Consider the following 19107-nt stretch of genomic DNA (forward strand, 5'->3'; position numbering starts at 1 on the left):
CGCACCGATGGGGCCGTCCGACAGCGTCTTGATCGTGAAGCCGGCGCCCAGGTAGGCAGCACCCTTCTTGTAGCTGATCGGCTCGTTCCAGATTTCCATGCCCCATTCGTTGGCCGGCACGTAGAACAGCTTCGTGTCGGGCGAGTAGGCCATCGGCATCTGGTTCTTGCCGCCCAGGAACGACGGGGCGGCGAAGGTCGAGGTGCCCTTCTTGCCGTCGGCGCCCAGGGTCGGATCGCCAGGGCGGTTTTCCGGCACGAAGTTCGGGCGGCCCGTCTTCAGGTCGATGCCGGTGGCCCAGGTGATCTTCTTGACGAACGGGAAGGCGTTTTCCAGGTGGCCGTTCTTCGCGTCGATGACGTAGAAGAAGCCGTTGCGGTCGGCCTTGCCGCCGAGGACCTTGCCGCCTTCGTCATAGGTGACGAATTCGTTGACGCCGTCGTAGTCCCAGCCGTCGTTCGGGGTGCCCTGGTAGTGCCACTTGATCTGACCGGTCTTCACGTCGATGGCGACGGTCGAGGTCGAGAACAGGTTGTCGCCCTTGCGCAGGTGGCTGTTCCACGGAGCCGGGTTGCCGGTGCCGAAGTAGGCCAGGCCGGTCTTGCCGTTGTAGGTGCCACCCAGCCAGGTCGCTGCGCCGCCGGTCTTCCACAGGTCGCCCGGCCAGGTCTTGCCTTGCTCGCCGGAGATGCCGTTTTCGGTCTTGTTGCCGTCCTTGTCGTACTTGTAGCCCATGTGGCCTTCGACCGTCGGGCGCGACCAGACCATGCGGCCGGTGCGCGGATCGCGTGCTTCCACGCGTCCGACGATGCCGAATTCGCCACCGGACACGCCGGTCAGCAGCAGGCCTTCGGCGATCAGCGGAGCGGCCGAAGCGGAGTAGCCCGCGGCGTAGTCGTCGATCTTTTCCTTCCAGACGACTTCGCCGGTGTCCTGGTTCAGGGCCACGAGCTGGGCGTCGAGGGTCGCGAAGATGACGAGGTTGTCATACAGCGCTGCGCCGCGGTTGATCACGTCGCAGCAGGGCATGATGCCGTCGGGCAGACGGTGCTCGTACTTCCACAGCTTCTTGCCGGTCTTGGTGTCGAGCGCGAAGATCCGCGAGTAGGACCCGGTCACGAACATCTTGCCGTTGTGGATCACCGGCTGCGATTCCTGGCCGCGCTGCTTTTCTCCACCGAAGGAGAAGCTCCACACCGGCACCAGCTTGCTGATGGTGGACGGGTTGATCTGCTTGAGCGGGGAATAGCGCTGGCCTTGCTGGCCGATACCCCAGCTGAGCACATCGCCCGTGGACTTGGCGTCGTTCTCGATCATCTGATCGGTCACGGTGGCATGGGCGGCCATGGACGAGAGTCCGGCGCACACCAGCAAGCTCAACAGTTTCTTCTGCATGGTTGGTCTCCTCAGTGAGGTGGATGTCACAACGGCTGGAACAGATGCCGTTCGGGAGCTATTCCCGGGCAACAAATGTGCCACCTCGCCTGTGCTAGGAAACCTTGGGGATCCTACTAGCTGTCTGCGCTCCGGCGGCCTGAACGGTGCGGGTAACTCCGGGGCCGGTGTACCAGGAGACAACACTTTCGCCGAGACTGTTCCGCCGGTGCAGTGGACGACCGTGCCATCACACCAGGCCGTCGAACAACCAGACCTCCACCGCGTCGCCCGCTGCCACCGAGGGCTGCGCATGGCCTAGCACGACCAGCGCGTTGGCTTCGCTCATGCTGCGCAGCACGCCGGCGCCTTGGGTGCCGGTCAGACGCACTTCCCACTGGCCGTCCGCGCCGATGCTGACGATGCCGCGCTGGAACTCGGTGCGGCCCGGGCGCTTGCGGATGGCGGTGGTGCAGCGCGCGCGCAGCGTTGGCAGAGGCTGTGCGCGGGCGCCGGCCAGTTGCAGCAGCCCGTCGCGGGCGAAGGCATAGAACGTCACCAGCGCGGCCACTGGATTGCCTGGCAGCGCGAACAGCCAGGCGGGCGGGCGGTCTTCGCCGCGGTGCAGTGGTCCGAAGGCGAAGGGGCGGCCCGGGCGCATCGCGACCTTCCAGAACGCCACGTTGCCGCGGCTGGCCAGCAGGTCCTTCGTGTAGTCGGCGTCCCCCACGCTGACACCGCCGCTGGTCAGCACCACGTCGGCCCGGGCAATCGCCTCGTCGAGTGTCGCGGCCAGTGCGACCGGATCGTCGCGCACGAGACCCAGATCGATGATCTCCACGTCCAGCCGCGCCAGCGCGCCCATCAGGCTGTAGCGGTTGCTGTCGTAGATGCAGCCGGCGTCCAGCGGTTGGCCGAGCGTGCGCAGCTCGTTGCCGGTGGAGAACAGTGCCACCCGCAGCCGGCGCCGCACGGGCACGTCGCCGATGCCGAGCGAGGCGATCAGGCCCAGATCGGCCGGCCGCAGCCGCTGACCTGCCGTGAGCGCCGGGTGGCCGGCGCGCAGGTCTTCGCCCTGCAGGCGGCGGTTGTCGCCAGGACGGACCGTGCCGGAGGCGATGTGCACCACGCCATCGGCTGCGCGGCAGAGTTCCTGCGGCACGACGGTGTCGAGCCCGGCCGGCATCACGGCGCCGGTCATGATGCGCACGCACTGGCCGGCCGTGAGCGCGAAGTCGGGCACGTCCCCCGCGTGGACCGTTCCCGCGACCTGGAGCACCGTGTCGGCGTCCGCGCGCAGGTCGCTGCCGCGCAGCGCGTAGCCGTCCATCGCCGAATTGTCGTGCGCGGGCACGCTGATGGGCGAGACGATGTCCGTGCCCAGGATGCGCCCGAGTGCGGCGGTGAGCGGCAGGACTTCGGTGTCGGTGATGGGGCGCAGCGCGGCGGCGATGGCTGCACGGGCGGCTTCGACGCTGAACTGGTCATCGCCGGAGGAGAGGGGGGACGGGCCGAGTTCCGACATGGTGGGCAGAGGCAACGCTGTTCAGGGAGTGGTGGCGATCATAGTGTGCGGACCTTGCGGTGCACGTCTTTGGGATGGTGGGATATGAACGTGATGACATATCGTCAGCCGGCCGATCCGGCGACAGAATCGCGCCGCCATGTCCACCGTCTCCGAGAGTTTCGCCACCGCGCTGCGTCTGATCGTCCAGGCCGACAGCGCGTTGTTCTCCATCGCCGGCCTGTCGCTGCAGGTCAGCGCCGTGGCCTGTGTGGTGGGGGCCATGGTCGGGCTGGCACTCGGGGCCTGGCTGGCGGTCGCGACGTTTCCCGGGCACCGCGTCGTCATCTGGGCCCTCAACACGCTGCTGGCGCTGCCATCGGTGGTGGTGGGGCTGTCGGTCTACCTGCTGCTGTCGCGCTCCGGGCCGCTGGGTGCGCTGGGGATTCTCTTCACGCCGATGGCGATGGTGATCGCGCAGAGCATCCTCATCCTGCCGCTGGTCACCGCGCTGTCGCGCCGGCTGGTGCTCGACGGGTTGCGTGAAGGCGGTGACCAGCTGCGCTCGATGGGTGCCGCGCCGCTGCTGTCGGCGCTGCTGCTGCTGCTGCACCAACGCTTCGCGGTGCTGACGGTGCTGCTGACGGCCTTCGGCCGGGCGGTGGCGGAGGTCGGTGCGGTGATGATCGTCGGGGGCAACATCGATGGCATCACCCGCGTGATGACCACCGCCATCGCGCTGGAAACCAGCAAGGGCGACCTGCCGCTGGCGCTGGCGCTGGGCATCGTGCTGCTGGGCGTGGTCGGCATCATCAACCTGGTCATCGGGCTGGTGCAGTGGCGTGGCGGCGCGCCGCAGGAGGCCCTGGCGTGACGACGATGCCCGTGGCGGAGACCTTGCTGACGCTGGATGCCGTCACGGTGCGCTTCGGCGCGGTGACAGCGCTGCACGACGTCCAGCTTCAGCTGCGCCGGGGCGACCGGCTGGCGCTCGTCGGCGCCAACGGTTCCGGCAAGACGACACTGCTGCGGGTGCTGAACGGCTTGCTGCCGTTGAGCGAGGGCCGGCGCACGCTGCACCAGCTGCGCGGCTCGGGGCAGTGGCCGGTCGCGGCGATGCTGTTCCAGCGGCCGTTCCTGCTGCACCTGTCGGTGTGGCGCAACCTGATGCTGGCGCTGTGGCTGGGTGGCGTGCCGCGGGCCGAGCGGCGCGTGCGCGGGCTGGATGCGCTCACGCGGGTCGGCCTGCAGGCGACCACGGACCGCCCCGCACGCGCGCTGTCCGGTGGCCAGCAGCAGCGGCTGGCGCTGGCACGGGCCTGGGCGCTGCAGCCCGACATCCTCTTTCTCGACGAGCCGACCGCCAGCCTCGACCCCAGCGCCAAGCGCGAGGTCGAGGCGCTGATCGACGACTTTGCCCGTGCCGGCATGACCCTGGTGATGAGCACGCACAACCTCGGGCAGGTCAAGCGCCTGGCGACGCGCGTGGCCTATCTCGAAGCGGGGCGTCTCGTCGTGGACCGGCCGGTGGACCATTTTTTCAATGACGCGCTGCCGCACGAGGCGGCGCAGTTCCTCAAAGGAGAATTGCCGTGGACCTGAAACGACGCCTTGCCTTCGCCACGATGGCAACCCTGACGATGGCGCTGGTCCTGCCGGCGGCGACCGCGCAGGCCCAGGACAAGTCCATCGTCATGGCCTCGACCACCTCGACCGAGCAGTCTGGCCTGTTCGCGCACCTGCTGCCCGCGTTCAAGCAGGCCAGCGGCATCGACATCCGCGTGGTCGCGGTCGGCACGGGGCAGGCGCTGGACATGGCGCGCCGCGGGGATGCCGACGTGGTGTTCGTCCATGACCAGCCGGCCGAGGAGAAATTCGTCGCCGAAGGCTGGAGTCTCAAGCGCCTGCCGGTCATGTACAACGACTTCGTGCTGATCGGCCCGGCCGCCGATCCCGCCAAGGCCAAGGGCGGCAACATCGCCGAAGCGCTGCTCCGGGTCGCGTCCGCGAAGGCGTCCTTCATCTCCCGCGGCGACAAGAGCGGCACGCATGCCGCAGAGCTGCGTCTGTGGAAGCAGGCAGGCGCCGATCTGGCGTCGGCCAAGCCATCCGGCTACAAGGAATGCGGCTGCGGCATGGGTCAGGCGCTGAACATGGCGGCGAGTACCGGCGCCTACGTGCTGGCCGACCGCGGCACCTGGCTGGCGTTCAAGAACCGGGCCGACCTTGCCATCCTCGTCGAGGGCGACAAGGCGCTGTTCAACCAGTACGGCGTCATGGTCGTCAATCCCGCCAAGCATCCCCACGTGAAGCAGGCGCTGGCGCAGGCCTTCGCCGACTGGGTGGTGTCGCCGGTCGGACAGGGCGTGATCGCGTCCTACAAGATCGGCGGCGAGCAGCTGTTCTTCCCGAACGCCAGCCGCTGACGACGCGCAAGCAGGGTGGGGGCCTCCATGCGTGTCAGGGTGGTACATCTGTCGGTGACTTCATAGGTCGGGTCCCAGTGAAGTCCCGGAAGATTCGGGGCTTTTCAGGGTTAAGCCTAGGTTCCACGGAGCGGTCGATATGCAGATGATTGCATAGACCCTCCCCGGTGTGCGCCTCGCCCGCTCGGGGCACACCCCAACGGACGACTGCGGAGAACCCCATCATGCAGAAGAGCCTTCACATCAACCCGGACAAGTGCACGGGTTGTCTGCAGTGCGAAATGGCCTGCTCCTACGAGAACTACGGTGTCTTTGCACCGGCCAAGTCGCGCATCAAGGTCTTTGATTTCCACGAAACCGGCAAGAAGGTGCCCTACACCTGCACGCAGTGCGACGAGGCCTGGTGTCTGCACGCCTGCCCGGTCGAGGCGATCACGCTCGACAAGGTGACCGGCGCCAAGGTCGTCAACGACAGCACCTGCGTCGGCTGCAAGGTCTGCACGATCTCCTGCCCCTTCGGCACGATCAACTACGTGCAGGAAACCGGCAAGGTCCAGAAGTGCGACCTGTGCGGCGGCGATCCGGCCTGCGTCGAGGCTTGCCCGACCGGCGCGATCACCTTCATCGATTCCAACTGGACCGGTCTGAACAAGATGCAGTCCTGGGCCGACAAGCTGGGCAACCAGTCTGCCGCCTGATCCGTCCAAACAAGGAGTACACACATCATGTCTTGGGCAGGAAAAATTCTCCGCGTCAACCTCACCGCCGGCACCGTCACGTCCGAGCCGCTGCGCATGGACTGGGCGAAGCTGTACCTCGGCTCGCGCGGACTGGCCTCCAAATACCTCGTCGAGGAGATCGATCCGAAGGTCGATCCGCTGTCGGCAGACAACAAGATCATCTGGGCCACGGGTCCGCTGACGGGCACGATGGCATCGACCGGTGGCCGCTATACCGTGGTCACCAAAGGCCCGCTGACCGGCGCCATCGCCTGCTCGAACTCGGGCGGCTACTGGGGCGCCGAGCTGAAGATGGCCGGCTGGGACATGGTCATCTTCGAAGGCGCGTCGGCCAAGCCGGTGTACCTGTCGATCGAGGACGACAAGGCCGAGCTGAAGGACGCCGCCCACCTGTGGGGCAAGTCGGTCTGGGAGACCGAGGGCATCATCAAGAAGGGCCACCAGGATCCGCTGGTGCGCGTGTCGTCCATCGGTCTGGCGGGTGAGAACAAGGTGCTGTTCGCCGCCGTGGTGAACGACCTGCACCGCGCCGCCGGCCGCTCTGGCGTCGGCGCCGTGATGGGCAGCAAGAACCTCAAGGCGATTGCCGTGCGCGGCACCAAAGGCGTGGGCAACATCGCCAACCCCAAGGAGTTCATGCGCGTCACCTACGAGAAGAAGAAGATCCTGCAGGACAACGCCGTCACCGGCGCCGGCCTGCCGACCTACGGCACCCAGGTGCTGATGAGCGTCATCAACGAGATGGGTGCGCTGCCGACCCGCAACCACCAGGACGTGGCCTTCGAGGGCGCCAAGGACATCGGCGCCGAAGCCATGGCCACGCCGCGGGCGACCGATGGCAAGAAGCCGCTGGTGACGAACCAGGCGTGTTTCGGCTGCACCATCGCCTGCGGCCGGATCCAGAAGATCGACCAGAACCACTTCACCGTGGACAACAAGCCGCAGTACTGGGGCGCCTCGGGCGGTCTGGAATACGAAGCGGCCTGGGCGCTGGGCGCGGCGAATGGCGTGAAGGACCTGGACGCGCTGCAGTACGCCAACGTGCTGTGCAACGAGCAGGGCATGGACCCGATCACCTTCGGTGCCACCATCGGCGCGGTGATGGAGCTGTACCAGATGGGCGTGCTGACCCAGGAGCAGCTCGGCATCGACGCCAAGTTCGGCTCGGCCCAGGCGCTGGCGCACTTCGCCGAGATCACGGCCAAGGGCGAAGGCTTCGGCATCGAGATCGGCCAGGGCAGCAAGCGCCTGTGTACCAAGTACGGCCACCCCGAGCTGAGCATGACCGTCAAGGGCCAGGAATTCCCGGCCTACGACTCGCGCGGCATCCAGGGCATGGGCCTGACCTACGCCACGTCGAACCGTGGCGCCTGCCACCTGCGCAGCTACACCGTGGCGTCGGAAGTGCTGGGCATCCCGGTCAAGACCGACCCGCTGGTCGCCGACGGCAAGCCCGAACTCGTGATGGCCTTCCAGGACGCCACCGCTGCGTTCGACTCGGCTGGCATCTGCATCTTCACCAGCTTCGCCTGGGGCCTGGCCGACGTGCAGCCGCAGGTTGCGGCGGCCTGCGGCGAGGAGTTCACGCTGGAAAACCTGTCGATGATCGGCGAGCGGATCTGGAACATGGAGCGCGACTTCAACAACCGCGCCGGTTTCACCAGCAAGGACGACACGCTGCCCCCGCGCCTGCTCAACGAGCCGGCCAAGACCGGCCCGGCCAAGGGCCTGGTCAGCAAGCTGCCCGAGATGCTGCCGAAGTACTACGACATCCGCGGCTGGGACGGCGACGGCCAGCTCAAGGCCGCCACGCGCGAGCGTCTGGGGCTGTGACCGGCAACGGCAACGGCGCATTGAGCTGAACAACAAGGCGGTCGTGTACCGCCTTGTTTTTTGAGTGACCACAGAGGTGAACTCACCATGAAACACGTGATCCTGGGCGCAGGCCCCGCCGGCGTCATCGCCGCCGAAACCATCCGCAAGCACGCGCCGAACGACGAGATCGTGGTCATCGGCGACGAGCCCGAGGCGCCGTATTCGCGCATGGCCATCCCCTACCTGCTCATCGGCAAGGTCGGCGAGGAGGGCACGCACCTGCGCCACGGCGAGAACCACTACGCCGCACTCGGCATCACGCTGCACCGTGCCCGCGCCACGCACGTCGATGTGCAGGGCTGCGCTGTCGATCTGGACGACGGCACCACGGTGGTGTTCGACCGGCTGCTCATCGCCACCGGTTCTTCCCCCGCCTCGCCGCCGATCCCGGGCATCCAGGGGCCGGGGGTCCACACCTGCTGGACGCTGGCGGACGCCCGCGCCATCATGGAGCTGGCGAAACCCGGCGCCAAGGTGCTGCAGATGGGCGCCGGCTTCATCGGCTGCATCATCATGGAGGCGCTGGCGGCGCGGGGCGTGGAGCTGACCGTCGTCGAGATGGGCGATCGCATGGTGCCGCGCATGATGGGGCCGACCGCGGGCACCATGATCAAGGACTGGTGCGAGGCCAAGCACGTCAAGGTCCACACCGGCGCCCGCGTCGAGGCGATCGAGCGGCCTGCGCCCGGCATCCTCGACAAGCTTGCCGCGATGGCTGGCATCAAACCCGCGCACAAGGGTTCTGCCATGACAGTGCGCCTGTCCACGGGCGAACGCCTGGACGCGGATCTGGTCATCAGCGCCACTGGAGTCAGGCCCAACATCGGTTTCCTGAAGGACTCGGGCGTCACCTGTCTGGTCGGCGTGCTGACCGACGAGCGCCTGCAGACCAACGTGCCGGGCATCTACGCGGCCGGCGACTGCGCCGAAGCCTTCGACAAGGTGAGCGGCACCACCATCGTCAGCGCCATCCAGCCCAACGCCGCCGAGCAGGCCCGCGTGGCCGCGCTCAACATGGTCGGCCAGACCCAGGCCACCCTCAAGGGCGTCACGCAGATCAACGTGCTCGACACGCTGGGCATGATCTCGGCGTCGTTCGGCAAGTGGGACGGGGTGCCGGGTGGCGAGCATGTGGAGCTGACCGACCTGGCCGCCGGGCGCCACCTGAGCCTGCAGTTCGACGGCGATCGCCTGGTCGGCTGCAACTCGATTGGCTGGACCGAGCACGTCGGCGTGATGCGCGGACTGGTGGAAGGTCAGGTCCGCCTGGGTGAGTGGAAGGGCAAGCTCATGGCCGATCCGACGCTGCTGATGGAGGCCTATATTGCCAGCGCGCAGGCGCAGCACCAGTTCGTGGCTGGTGTGCGCTGAGGTTCGGTCCGTGCAGATCACGTTCAAGCTCTACGCCTCGCTGACCGACTACCTGCCGGCCGATCGGCGCACCAGCAACTGGATGTCGCTGGAGATCGAACCCGACTCGACCATCGCCACCATCATTGCGCCGTTCAACCTGCCGATGAATCTGGTGCATCTGGTGCTGATCAACGGCGTCTACGTCTACCCGGCCGAGCGGGCCACGCGCACGCTGGTCGAGGGCGATGTGCTGGCGATCTGGCCGCCGATCGCGGGCGGCTGAGGCGTGATCGGCCACTATGCCGCCGAGTTCGAGCGCGACCAGGGTTGCACCGAGGCGGAGTGGCTGGCGTGGCTGCCCGGCGCGGTGCGGGGGCATGCGCTGACCCTGCCGTTGCCCGGCACCGCGCAGGTGGTGATCGACAGCGGCAGGCTGGAGATGGCCTGGCATGCCCTGCTGCCTCGCCAGATCGCGCTGGTGCGGCTGCCGCGCCTGGCCATCCGGTTCCGGTTCATCGACGTGGACGAGGCGGCCCGCCAGCGCTTCATGCGCTACTTCGACCTCTACATGCAACGCGGCGGCGGTTGACCGCCACGGGATGCGCCCCTGCGGTATCGTGACGACCATGAAAACCCGCGGTATCCACCTGCAATACACCTTCGGCCCGCCCGACCAGCGCGGCGCCGAAGTCCAGAATCCCTTGTTCGACCTGCTGAGCGCCGTGCGTGAACACGGCTCCATCCAGCAGGCGGCCAAGGCACTCGGGGCCTCGTACCGCCACATCTGGGGCTCGCTCAAGCAGTGGGAGGAGGCCATGGGTGAACCGCTCGTCGTCTGGACCCAGGGCCAGCCGGCGCGGCTGACCCCCTTCGCCGACCGCCTGCTGTGGGCTGAAACCCGTGCCCGCACGCGCCTGACACCGCACATCGAAGCCCTGCGCGCCGAACTGGAACGGGTGCTGACCGAGGCGCTCGATGGCTCGCAGCATGTGCTGACCATCTACGCCAGCCACGACCTGGCGCTGCCGCACCTGCGCGAAATCGCCAGCGCCGATGAACGGCTGCACATCGACTTGCGCTTTGCCGGCAGCATCGACGCGCTGCGGGCGCTGGCCGAGGGCCGCTGCCTGGTGGCTGGCTTCCACGTGCCGCGCATCCGCACCGCGGCCCCCCTGTTCTCATGCGCGCTCAAGCCGCTGCTCAAGCCTGGCCAGCACAAGCTGATCGGTTGCACGCAGCGCACCCAGGGGCTGATGGTCGCGCGGGGCAATCCGCTCGGACTGCACGCGCTGCGCGATCTGGTCGGCCGTCCGGCCCGGTTCGTCAACCGGCAGGAGGGATCCGCCACCCGGTTGCTGACCGACCATCTCCTGCAGCAGGCGGGTGTCGTGCCGAGTGCCATCGCCACCTACTTCGAGCCGTCCGAGGACAGCCACCTGGCTGTGGCCGCGGCCATCGCCAGCGGCGTGGGCGATGCGGGCATGGGCATCGAGGCGGCGGCACAGGCCTTCGGGCTGGACTTCGTGCCGATCGTGGCCGAGGACTATTTCCTGGTCTGCCTGAAAGACGCGCTGGAGCACCCGGCCGTGCTGCGCCTGCGCCAGGTGCTGCACGGTGAACGCTGGCAGACTGCGCTGCAGGCCTTGCCTGGCTACACCGTGGCCGACAGTGCCGGTGAGGTGCTCTCGCTGGTGCGGGCGCTGCCGTGGTGGAACTACCGCTCGGCGAAGGCTCAGCGGGCGGAGCCGGCGGCCGATGCCGGTGTGAGCACCTGACGCTCGTAGACCGGGTAGAGGTGCGCGACATTGCGCACGTACTCGGTCCTGAATGCGGCCCAGTCCCGGAATTCGGCGGGCACCGGAGCGCGCAGCACCTCGTTCATCTCCCAGCCCTGCGCGGCCCAGCGGCTGAAGTTCCGGTCGACCCATTGGAGGAAGCGCCGTGTCTGCGCGATGCCGACGCTGGCCGCCTCCGGTGTGGTCTGCACCGGGCCATGGCTCGGCACCAGCATGCGCACATGCAGTGCAGCGAGCGCGTCCAGACTCTGCAGCCACGGCCCGACCTGCGCATGCGGCGTGGTCGGGATGCGCTGCACGAACACCAGCCCGCCGACGAAGGCGATGCCGCTCGTGCGGTCGATCAGCACCAGGTCGGAGTCGGTGTGGCCCTTGAACTCGTGCAGCTCGAACGCGCGGCGGCCGACCTGCCACGAAGCGCCAGGCGACGGCAACGCCAGGTCCCGGTCCGCCGCCACGGTCTCGGTGCCCAGCATCCAGTCGCCGCAGAGGCGGTAGAGGTTGGTCTCGTAGGCCGCGGCCTCGCGCGCGACGCCGGCGCGGGTCACAGGCGTGGCCGCGCGTGGCACATCCGCGAAGCCCTGGTTGCCGAGGAAATAGTCGGGGTGCAGATTGAGCTGCACCACCTGCACGACCGGTTCGTTCGTCGTGCGTGCGATCAGTGCCCGCAACTGCTCGCCGTAGCGTCTGCTGGTGCCGGTGTTGATGACCACGACGCCTTCACCTGTGGTGATGAAGCCGGTGTTGATGATGTTGCAGCCGTTGGCGACCGTGAAGTCGTCGTTGGCGCCTTCGACCACATAGACCCCGTCGGCCAGCGCGCGGGCGCGCAGGCCATAGTCGAAGCGGCCCACGTCGACCGTCGGCGCTTCGGCCAGGACCAGCGCCGGCACGGCCGCCAGCAGCGCCAGACCGACGGCGAGCACGAGGGTCTGCAGCCAGACGGAGGAGGATGGCTTCGTCATGCGTTCACTCCAGCCTGGCGTCGATGCGGTTGCCGTTGTTGTCGGTGCCGACGATGCGCAGCACGCCGGCTGGCTTGACGGGGAAGTCGAACGAGAACACCGGGTTCTCGCTGACCGGCTCGAAGGTCTGCAGGCGCAGCAGTTCGCGGTCGCGCTCGTCGCGCACCGAGAGGCGGTTGACGTAGAACGCGGGGATGCCACCGACCAGTCCGGTGTCCATCGGGTGCATCACCTTCAGGCGCAACCGCGAACCTGACGCAGCTTCGCCGGGGATGGGGGTCGCGTCGAAGACCCTGGCGCTGACGAGGCCCAGCGTCTGCGTCCAGGAGCCGTCCCTGCGCGTGGCACCCGCGACGGTACAGCCGCCGCCGGCCGAGTCCACCAGCGTGCCACCGATGTGCCAGAGGCCATCGGTCGTGCGCGCCGCGGCGCGGACCGGGCTGGCCTGTTCCAGCTTGAAGCGGAACGACACGCTCGGCAGCGCTGCCATCGGCTGGTACTCCAGCACCTTGCGGATCGGGTTGCGGTCCACCAGCACGATGATGCGGTCCACATTGGGCAGATCGGTGACCGACACCGTGATCGGCACATTCATCGGGTCTTCGGCGAAAGCCGGCCCGCGCACCTGTACCCGGTCGTCGAACACGGTCTTTGCCGTCGCGCCGAGGTATTCCGCGCGCATGTCAACCCACGGGTGCGACTGGTAGGGGTCACCTTCGAACGGGTCCGGTGCGGCGGTGGCGCGGCCCAGCCACAGCGTCAGCAGGACAGCGATCAGGTGGTGGATCGGCATGGCGTGGTCCCCCCCGGTTCAGAAGCGCCGCAGGTAGCGCAGCGACACCAGCGCGCTGCGCGGTGCACCCGGTTCGAAGTAGCGGCCGTTGGCATCGTTGACGATGACGCTGCCGACGACGCGCCGGCCGGCGACGTTGTCCAGTCGGGCCAGCAGCTGCAGCGAACCGGCTTCGTCGACGATCCAGCGGTGGCTGTAGCGCAGGTTGAACAGGCCGTAGCCGCCGGCGAAGTCGGAATTGGTGTCGTTCACCGCGGTGCGGCCCTGGGCGCGCCACTCGACGGCCGCTTCGGCCTCCGGGCTCCAGGGCGTGGTCCAGGCCAGTTCGGCATAGGCGGATGCCGGCTGTGTGCCGGCGATGCGGTTGCCGGCCGGCACCGTCGTGGTGTTGGTTGTGGCGGTCAGCGTGCAGGGGATGCCGGTGCAGGTGAGAAAGGCGTCGCCGTACTGTGCATGCAGCAGTGTCAGGGCCATCTGCGTGCGCAGGCCCGGCGCCACGCGCCAGCCTGCGCCCAACTCCGCGCCGAAGCGCTCGGTGCGGCCGACATTGCGGAACGAGGACCGGCCGCCCGCGTTGGTGGCCACGCCGATCTCCTGGTCGGTGTCGATGTGGAAGACTGTGGCGTCGAGCGCCAGCGTGCCGTCGCGCCACTTGGCGCCGAGTTCGATCTGGCGGCTGGTCTGCGCCTGCAGGTCGGTGTTGAAGCCGCTGGTGCCGTCGGGGCGGTAGGCGAGTTCGCCCAGCGTCGGGGACTCGTGGCCACGCGATGCGGCGGCGTGCAGCGTCAGCGCGGAACTGGCGCGCCAGCGCAGGCCGGCGACCGGGTTGGTGTAGCGGTAGGTCAGCGCGCCGGAGTCGTCGCCGTTGCTCAGGTAGTAGTCGGTGACGCGCATCCGGACCCGGCCGCTGCGCACGCCCAGGCTGGCCTGCCAGTCGGTGGCGAGTGCCCAGTCGGCTTGCGCGTAGGCCTCGCGGGTGTCGGCGCGGTTGAGCTCGTTGCGGCGCAGTGCTCCCTGCACGCCCAGGGCCGTCGGTGCGGCAGCGGTGCCGGTGTAGTTGTTGTAGCCGCGGCGGTCGTCGGACTGTTGCTCGACGTTGACGCCGGTGGTCAGGTCGACCGCGTCCCGGTGCCACAGCGCGCGGGCATCGATGCCGTTGTACTGCCGATCGAAATCGACGAGGCCGCCGCCATGGCGGACATTGGCCTGCGTGGCAGGGGTGATCGCCAGGAACTGCATCACGCCGCGCGAGCCGGTGTAGCCGCTCACCTGGGTGCGCGACAGCGGGCCGGTGTCGGTGAACTCGTGGATCCAGCTGGCGCCGGCCTGGGTCTGGCGGATCACCTTGCGGGTGCCGTACTGGGCGGCTTCCGGTGTGGTCTGGTCCGGATTGGCCTCGAACTGCGCGCGTGTCAGGCCGAGCGGATCGTCGGCGGTCTGGTTCTGGTCGCTGACTGTCACGGTCACGCGGTCGTGGTCGCCCTTCCAGCCCAGACGGGCATTGGCGAGCTGCCGGTCGGCGCTGCTCTGCGGCCGGAAGCCATCGATCGACAGGCTCGACAGGCTGGCCGACACGTCGAAGCCATCCGCCAGCGGCGCGGCGATCGAGACACGGCCCTGGCGCAGCCCGAAGCTGCCGACGTCGGCGCCGACTTCGAACTGGCGCTCGCGCACCGGTTTCGAGAACAGGGCGATGACACCGCCCGACGAGTTGCCATAGAGCGCCGAGAAGGGGCCGCGCAGCACCTCGACCCGCTCCGCCCCGGCGAGGTCGAAGTGGGCGACCTGGCCCTGGCCATCGGGCATGGAGGCCGGGATGCCGTCTGCGTACAGGCGCAGGCCGCGCACGCCGAAGCCGGCGCGGGCACCGAACCCGCGCGAACTGATCTGCAGGTCCTGCGCGTAGTTGTTGCGGTTGGCGACCACCAGCCCCGGCACGCGGGCCAGGGATTCGGACAGGTTGACCATCGGCCCGCTGTTGCGCAGGGCCTCTGCGCCGACAGAAGTGATGGCGTAGGGCACATCGGTCAGTCTGCGTTCGCGGGTCGAACCGGTGACGACGACTGTTTCCAGGGTGGCATCGGTGGCTGCCTGGGCCAGGGCTGCGCCCTGCAGACCGGACAGCAGGCAGGCGAGGGCGGCAACGGCGGTCGGGCGTCGGCGGGCGTGGGCAATCGAGTGGGGAATCGGAGTCATGGCCAGTTCGGGTAGTGGGGCAGGTCAAGCGCTGTGACCTCAGCGTGCAGGTGTACCCGCGTCGAATGGGTCGAGGCCAGTCGGCATTAACCCGGTCCGGGATGCGGCTTGCGCCAGAAAGGGACAACTTGCGGTTCGACGCGATTCCGGTGCCCGTGCATCCAGTTCAAGTCGGTCAGGCCTGGACCGATATCAGCTGGAACCAGTCCGGAGCAGGGCCGCACGTTGCCCTGGAAGACCATGCATCCATCCCGAACGCTCGTTGCGCTGGCGTCTCTCGCGCTGATATCGCCTGTCGCACTGGGCCAGAACGCTGGCGGCGTGCGCGCGCTGGCGGAGCTGTCGCTGGAGGACCTGATGCGTGTCGAGGTCGTCAGTGCCAGCCATGGCAGCGACCGGCTTGGCGACGTTGCCGCACCAGTGTTCGTGATCACGCGCGACGACATCCTGCGCACCGGCGTGCGCTCGCTGCCCGAAGCACTGCGGCTGGCGCCGGGGGTCGATGTGGCGCGGCTCTCCGGTGCGCGCTGGGCGGTGGGCGTGCGCGGCGATGCGGGGCGGTTCTCCAACAAGCTGCAGGTGCTGGTCGACGGCCGCAGCATCTACTCGCCGCTGTTCTCCGGCGTGATGTGGGAGACCCAGCGCGTCCCGCTGGCCGACATCGAGCGCATCGAGATCATCCGCGGACCTGCCGGTGCCGTCTGGGGTGCGAACGCGGTCAACGGGGTGATCAACATCATCACCCGGCGGGCACAGGACAGCCTCGGCCAGCAGGTCGATGGGGAGATCGGCAGCGAGGGGGCCGCGGTGCTCCACGGGAGTCGCAGCACCGGCTCGGCCGAAGCGGGCGCGTGGCGCCTGTATGCCCAGGTGGACGGCACGGGCCGGTCCTCCGAGCCTGGTGGCGGCGAGGCCAACGATGCCTCGCTGGTCAGCACCGCCGGCCTGCGTTTCGACCGCGACGTCGATGCCGGCACGCAGGTCACCGCCCAGGCGCAGATCCTGCATTCCCGGGTCGACGACACCAGGCTGCGGCCTGTGGTGACGCTGCCCTATTTGCTGCAGTCGCCGACGACCCAGACCATCGACCGTGTCCACGCCCAGAGCACGCTGACCCGCCGGCTGCGCGAACATTCGACCCTGACCCTGACCGGGCTGGTCGCCGCCGAGGCAGGCGAGGAGCGTGGCTCCCAGAGCATCAGCAGCCAGACCATGGATGTGGAGGCGGCACACACCTTCCAGCCGCTGGATTCGGCCCACCAGATCACCTGGGGCGTCGGCACCCGCTACTACCAGGACCACAACGAGACCCAGGGCATCGGGCAGTTCGATCCCGCACGCCGGCGCATGACGGATTGGCGCATCTTCGGCCAGGACCGCTGGGTCGGGTTCGACGACCGACTGTCGATCGTGGGCGGGCTGCGTGTGGACCACACCTTCTTTGCCAATACACGCAGCCAGCCCAGTCTGGCCGTGGCGTGGAAGCAGACGCCGGACACGACGTTGTGGTCCTCGCTGTCGCGGGCCATCCGGGTGCCCTCCCGCGGCGAGGAAGATGCGGACGTGGCGATCGCTGTGCTGCCGCCCGGTGCCGCAGGCAATCCGTTGCCGGTGCTGATCCGCTCGGGGTCCGACCAGCCGACCGTGGTGGAGTCGGTGCAGGCATTGCAGGTCGGCCTGCGCAGTCGGCTGAATGCGCAGCTTGCCATCGACGCGACGGTGTTTCGCCAACGCTACGATCCGCTCGCATTCCGGGCGGCCACGCCGGTGAATCCGCAAGTGGTGATGGCGCCAACGCCCTACATCGATGCGTCCCTGGGCCGCATGGCCGCACAGGCAGCCGTTGCCGGGCTGGAATTGTCGTCCGACTGGCGGCCGCTGCCGTCCTTGCGCCAGCAACTGAGCTACTCCTGGCTGGACACCAAGGTGCCGGCGACCGTGGCGGCCAGTGGTGGCACGTTCGCCCAGAGCCCGCGGCATCTGCTGACGCTGCGACTGTCCTACGACGTCTCTCCGCTGCTGAGCGTGGATGCCTGGGCGCGCTGCACCAGCGAACGGGGCCAGGACTCCACTTCGGCCAGCTACATTCCGGCACGCAAGCTGTTGGACCTGAGCGCGCGCTGGTCGGTCGCCCGCGACATGGTGCTGAGCGCCCGCGCCTACAACCTGGGCAGTCCGCGCCGGGTGGAAATCCAGCCGGATGTCGGCTATTCGAAACCCGTGGATGTGCGCCCTGGCCTCGGTGTGCGCTTGGAAATCAGCCATTGAACGGTGACACCGGGCATGACCACTTCTTCCGCCGCACCGCGGGCCTGCTCGGGCTGGACGGTCCGGCTGGCGTGCACCGTCGTGCTGGGTCTGTTCGGCTGGTCTGGTGCGGCTGAGGCGGCACCGGACGAGTCGGCGGTGCAGGCGGCCTTCGTGCTCAACTTTGCCAAGTTCACCGAGTGGCCGCCCGCCAGTCTGCCCGGCCGCCAGGGCGCAATGCAGTTGTGCCAGTTCGGTGTGCGGGACGAGTTGATGCAGGCCTTCCGCGCCCTGGAAGGTCGCCCGCTGCAGGGCGTTCCGATCCAGTGGCGCAAGGTGACCCGGCTCGAAGAGGTACGCGGCTGCCATGTGCTCTTCATGGCCGAGTCGGGCTTGTCGCTGGCGAATCTGGGTGGATGGCCTGTGCTCACGGTCAGCGACCTGCCGGGCTTCGCGCAGCAGGGCGGGATGATCGGGCTGGTGCGTCAGAGCGGGCGCTTGCGTTTCGAGGTCAACCGTGGCGTCGCGCAGTCTGCCGGTCTGCGGCTCTCGGCCGATCTGCTGTCGCTGGCCATGACCGTGCTTGACGGATCGGCTCGGCGTGAGGGCACGATGTGATCACGCGCGTGCTGCACAACCTGCGCCTGCGCACCAAGCTCAGTCTGGTCGTGATCGCCTCGACGCTGATGGCGTCACTGCTGCTGTTCGTGGTGGTGACGCTGCTGGACTACCACGACTCGCGCCACCGGGTCGAGGACCGTGCGCAGGGGCTGGCACGGGTGCTCGCGCAGAACGTCCGGGCTCCGCTGTCGTTCGAGGATCCCGCTGCGGCGCGCCGGGTGCTCGAAGGTCTGGGCGCCGTCCCGGAGGTGCGGTGGGCCGTGCTGCTGGACACGCAGTCCACGGTCTTCGCTTCCTATGCGGTCAAGGCCAGCGTGCTGCCCGCGACGCCGGACATCCTGCGGCTGGTCGCGGAGGTGGCTGCAGGCATGGCCGCCGGCGCGCTGGTGCACACGGTGGAGCTGGTCCGGGTGGATGGCGCAGTGGTCGGGCAACTGGTGCTGTGCACGGATGCCGCGCCGGCCTTCAGCGCCACGCTGACCCGCGCGTTGCTGGTGCTGATGGGCACGGCCGTGATCGGCCTGCTGGCCAGCGCGGCAGCGGTCAAGGTGCAGGACGGCATGGTCCAGCCCATTGTCGGCCTGGCCGACGTGATGCATGACGTCTCGCGCACCCACGCCTACATGACCCGCGTCAGCACCAGCCGCAGCGACGAGGTCGGTGCGCTGTACGACGGGTTCAACCTCCTGCTCGGCGAACTGGAAACCCGCGATACCGTGCTGCAGCGGCAGCAGGCGCGCCTGTTCACGCTGGCCCATGTGGACGCCGTGACCGGCCTGAGCAACCGCCACCACTTCCGGATGATGCTCGACGAGGCGCTGGCCCACCTGTCCGGTCACCCCTTCGCCATCCTGTGTCTCGATCTGGACCGCTTCAAGACGGTCAACGATGCGCTGGGCCATGACGTGGGCGACCACCTGCTGACGCTGGTCGGGCAGCGCCTGAAGACGGTGTCGCGCGACGGTGACATGGTGGCGCGGCTTGGCGGCGACGAGTTCGCCATGATCCTCTGCGACATCGCCGATCCCCAGGCCGTGCAGCGGATCGCAGACCGCGTGCTGGCGGCGCTGTGCACGTCGGTGGACATCGCGGGCCTGACCGTGCCGATGGGCGTCAGCGTCGGCATTGCACTGGCGCCGCGCGATGGCGACCAGCCGGACCAGTTGCTCAAGAACGCCGACCTGGCGCTCTACGGGGCCAAGGCGGGTGGCCGCGGG

At 68.5% G+C, this 19107-nt stretch carries 17 protein-coding genes; 12 read left to right on the plus strand and 5 right to left on the minus strand.

Features of this window, described 5'->3' with window-relative positions:
- Both AB3X43_RS15515 and moeA read right to left on the minus strand, forming a co-directional pair.
- Positions 1-1395: PQQ-dependent dehydrogenase, methanol/ethanol family (locus AB3X43_RS15515; RefSeq protein ID WP_369430767.1), on the minus strand; the 1395-nt coding region annotated here is incomplete at its 3' end.
- Between the two features lie 229 nt (positions 1396-1624).
- Complete coding sequence (gene moeA, locus AB3X43_RS15520; RefSeq protein WP_369430768.1) at positions 1625-2899, minus strand: molybdopterin molybdotransferase MoeA; 1275 nt, start codon at positions 2897-2899, stop codon at positions 1625-1627.
- A gap of 139 nt (positions 2900-3038) precedes the next feature.
- On the opposite strand from moeA, the gene AB3X43_RS15525 reads away from it, so the two are divergent.
- From AB3X43_RS15525 to AB3X43_RS15565, 9 genes are all read left to right on the plus strand, one after another.
- On the plus strand, positions 3039-3752 hold the full coding sequence (locus tag AB3X43_RS15525; RefSeq protein ID WP_369430769.1) for an ABC transporter permease: 714 nt from the start codon (positions 3039-3041) through the stop codon (positions 3750-3752).
- Positions 3753-3757: 5 nt separating this feature from the next.
- Positions 3758-4480 (plus strand): ABC transporter ATP-binding protein, encoded by a 723-nt coding sequence (locus AB3X43_RS15530; protein ID WP_369430782.1) that lies wholly within the window; start codon positions 3758-3760, stop codon positions 4478-4480.
- Between the two features lie 23 nt (positions 4481-4503).
- Positions 4504-5304, plus strand: a complete 801-nt coding sequence (locus tag AB3X43_RS15535; protein ID WP_473965138.1) for an ABC transporter substrate-binding protein — start codon at positions 4504-4506, stop codon at positions 5302-5304.
- A gap of 224 nt (positions 5305-5528) precedes the next feature.
- Entirely contained in the window at positions 5529-6002 is a 474-nt protein-coding gene (locus AB3X43_RS15540) for a 4Fe-4S dicluster domain-containing protein (RefSeq protein WP_369430770.1), read from the plus strand.
- A gap of 27 nt (positions 6003-6029) precedes the next feature.
- Positions 6030-7877, plus strand: a complete 1848-nt coding sequence (locus AB3X43_RS15545; RefSeq protein ID WP_369430771.1) for an aldehyde ferredoxin oxidoreductase family protein — start codon at positions 6030-6032, stop codon at positions 7875-7877.
- A gap of 87 nt (positions 7878-7964) precedes the next feature.
- A complete protein-coding gene (locus tag AB3X43_RS15550) occupies positions 7965-9290 on the plus strand; it encodes an NAD(P)/FAD-dependent oxidoreductase (protein WP_369430772.1) in 1326 nt (441 codons plus the stop codon).
- Positions 9291-9300: 10 nt separating this feature from the next.
- Complete coding sequence (gene thiS / locus AB3X43_RS15555) at positions 9301-9555, plus strand: sulfur carrier protein ThiS (RefSeq protein ID WP_369430773.1); 255 nt, start codon at positions 9301-9303, stop codon at positions 9553-9555.
- A 3-nt stretch (positions 9556-9558) separates the two neighbouring features.
- The gene (locus AB3X43_RS15560; protein WP_369430774.1) at positions 9559-9861 is read left to right on the plus strand and encodes a hypothetical protein; all 303 of its coding nucleotides are present in this window, start codon (positions 9559-9561) and stop codon (positions 9859-9861) included.
- 37 nt (positions 9862-9898) lie between these two features.
- Entirely contained in the window at positions 9899-11047 is a 1149-nt protein-coding gene (locus AB3X43_RS15565; RefSeq protein ID WP_369430775.1) for a substrate-binding domain-containing protein, read from the plus strand.
- Here the strand turns inward: AB3X43_RS15565 and AB3X43_RS15570 are convergent.
- The 3 genes from AB3X43_RS15570 to AB3X43_RS15580 are packed head-to-tail and all read right to left on the minus strand — an operon-like array spanning position 11005 to position 15022.
- Positions 11005-12033 (minus strand): quinoprotein relay system zinc metallohydrolase 1, encoded by a 1029-nt coding sequence (locus AB3X43_RS15570; protein ID WP_369430776.1) that lies wholly within the window; start codon positions 12031-12033, stop codon positions 11005-11007. The two genes, AB3X43_RS15565 and AB3X43_RS15570, sit on opposite strands and share 43 nt — an antisense overlap.
- Positions 12034-12037: 4 nt before the next feature.
- The gene (locus AB3X43_RS15575; protein WP_369430777.1) at positions 12038-12826 is read right to left on the minus strand and encodes a quinoprotein dehydrogenase-associated SoxYZ-like carrier; all 789 of its coding nucleotides are present in this window, start codon (positions 12824-12826) and stop codon (positions 12038-12040) included.
- An 18-nt stretch (positions 12827-12844) separates the two neighbouring features.
- Complete coding sequence (locus AB3X43_RS15580) at positions 12845-15022, minus strand: TonB-dependent receptor family protein (protein WP_369430778.1); 2178 nt, start codon at positions 15020-15022, stop codon at positions 12845-12847.
- 240 nt (positions 15023-15262) lie between these two features.
- On the opposite strand from AB3X43_RS15580, the gene AB3X43_RS15585 reads away from it, so the two are divergent.
- The 3 genes from AB3X43_RS15585 to AB3X43_RS15595 all read left to right on the plus strand — a co-directional run.
- Positions 15263-17290, plus strand: coding sequence for a TonB-dependent receptor plug domain-containing protein (locus AB3X43_RS15585; protein ID WP_369430779.1), 2028 nt, complete (start codon positions 15263-15265; stop codon positions 17288-17290).
- 15 nt (positions 17291-17305) lie between these two features.
- On the plus strand, positions 17306-17887 hold the full coding sequence (locus AB3X43_RS15590) for a YfiR family protein (protein WP_369430780.1): 582 nt from the start codon (positions 17306-17308) through the stop codon (positions 17885-17887).
- 8 nt (positions 17888-17895) lie between these two features.
- Positions 17896-19107: diguanylate cyclase domain-containing protein (locus AB3X43_RS15595; RefSeq protein ID WP_369430781.1), on the plus strand; the 1212-nt coding region annotated here is incomplete at its 3' end.

The sequence above is a fragment of the Sphaerotilus sp. genome (assembly GCF_041083715.1).
Taxonomy (GTDB): Bacteria; Pseudomonadota; Gammaproteobacteria; order Burkholderiales; family Burkholderiaceae_C; genus Sphaerotilus.

What these genes read in the sequence shown, in the direction of transcription:
- moeA (WP_369430768.1), bottom strand. Translation starts at nt 2,899, where the DNA reads ATGTCGGAACTCGGCCCGTCCCCCCTCTCCTCCGGCGATGACCAGTTC.
- AB3X43_RS15525 (WP_369430769.1), top strand. Translation starts at nt 3,039, where the DNA reads ATGTCCACCGTCTCCGAGAGTTTCGCCACCGCGCTGCGTCTGATCGTC.
- AB3X43_RS15530 (WP_369430782.1), top strand. Translation starts at nt 3,758, where the DNA reads ATGCCCGTGGCGGAGACCTTGCTGACGCTGGATGCCGTCACGGTGCGC.
- AB3X43_RS15535 (WP_473965138.1), top strand. Translation starts at nt 4,504, where the DNA reads ATGGCAACCCTGACGATGGCGCTGGTCCTGCCGGCGGCGACCGCGCAG.
- AB3X43_RS15540 (WP_369430770.1), top strand. Translation starts at nt 5,529, where the DNA reads ATGCAGAAGAGCCTTCACATCAACCCGGACAAGTGCACGGGTTGTCTG.
- AB3X43_RS15545 (WP_369430771.1), top strand. Translation starts at nt 6,030, where the DNA reads ATGTCTTGGGCAGGAAAAATTCTCCGCGTCAACCTCACCGCCGGCACC.
- AB3X43_RS15550 (WP_369430772.1), top strand. Translation starts at nt 7,965, where the DNA reads ATGAAACACGTGATCCTGGGCGCAGGCCCCGCCGGCGTCATCGCCGCC.
- AB3X43_RS15565 (WP_369430775.1), top strand. Translation starts at nt 9,899, where the DNA reads ATGAAAACCCGCGGTATCCACCTGCAATACACCTTCGGCCCGCCCGAC.
- AB3X43_RS15570 (WP_369430776.1), bottom strand. Translation starts at nt 12,033, where the DNA reads ATGACGAAGCCATCCTCCTCCGTCTGGCTGCAGACCCTCGTGCTCGCC.
- AB3X43_RS15575 (WP_369430777.1), bottom strand. Translation starts at nt 12,826, where the DNA reads ATGCCGATCCACCACCTGATCGCTGTCCTGCTGACGCTGTGGCTGGGC.
- AB3X43_RS15580 (WP_369430778.1), bottom strand. Translation starts at nt 15,022, where the DNA reads ATGACTCCGATTCCCCACTCGATTGCCCACGCCCGCCGACGCCCGACC.
- AB3X43_RS15585 (WP_369430779.1), top strand. Translation starts at nt 15,263, where the DNA reads ATGCATCCATCCCGAACGCTCGTTGCGCTGGCGTCTCTCGCGCTGATA.
- AB3X43_RS15590 (WP_369430780.1), top strand. Translation starts at nt 17,306, where the DNA reads ATGACCACTTCTTCCGCCGCACCGCGGGCCTGCTCGGGCTGGACGGTC.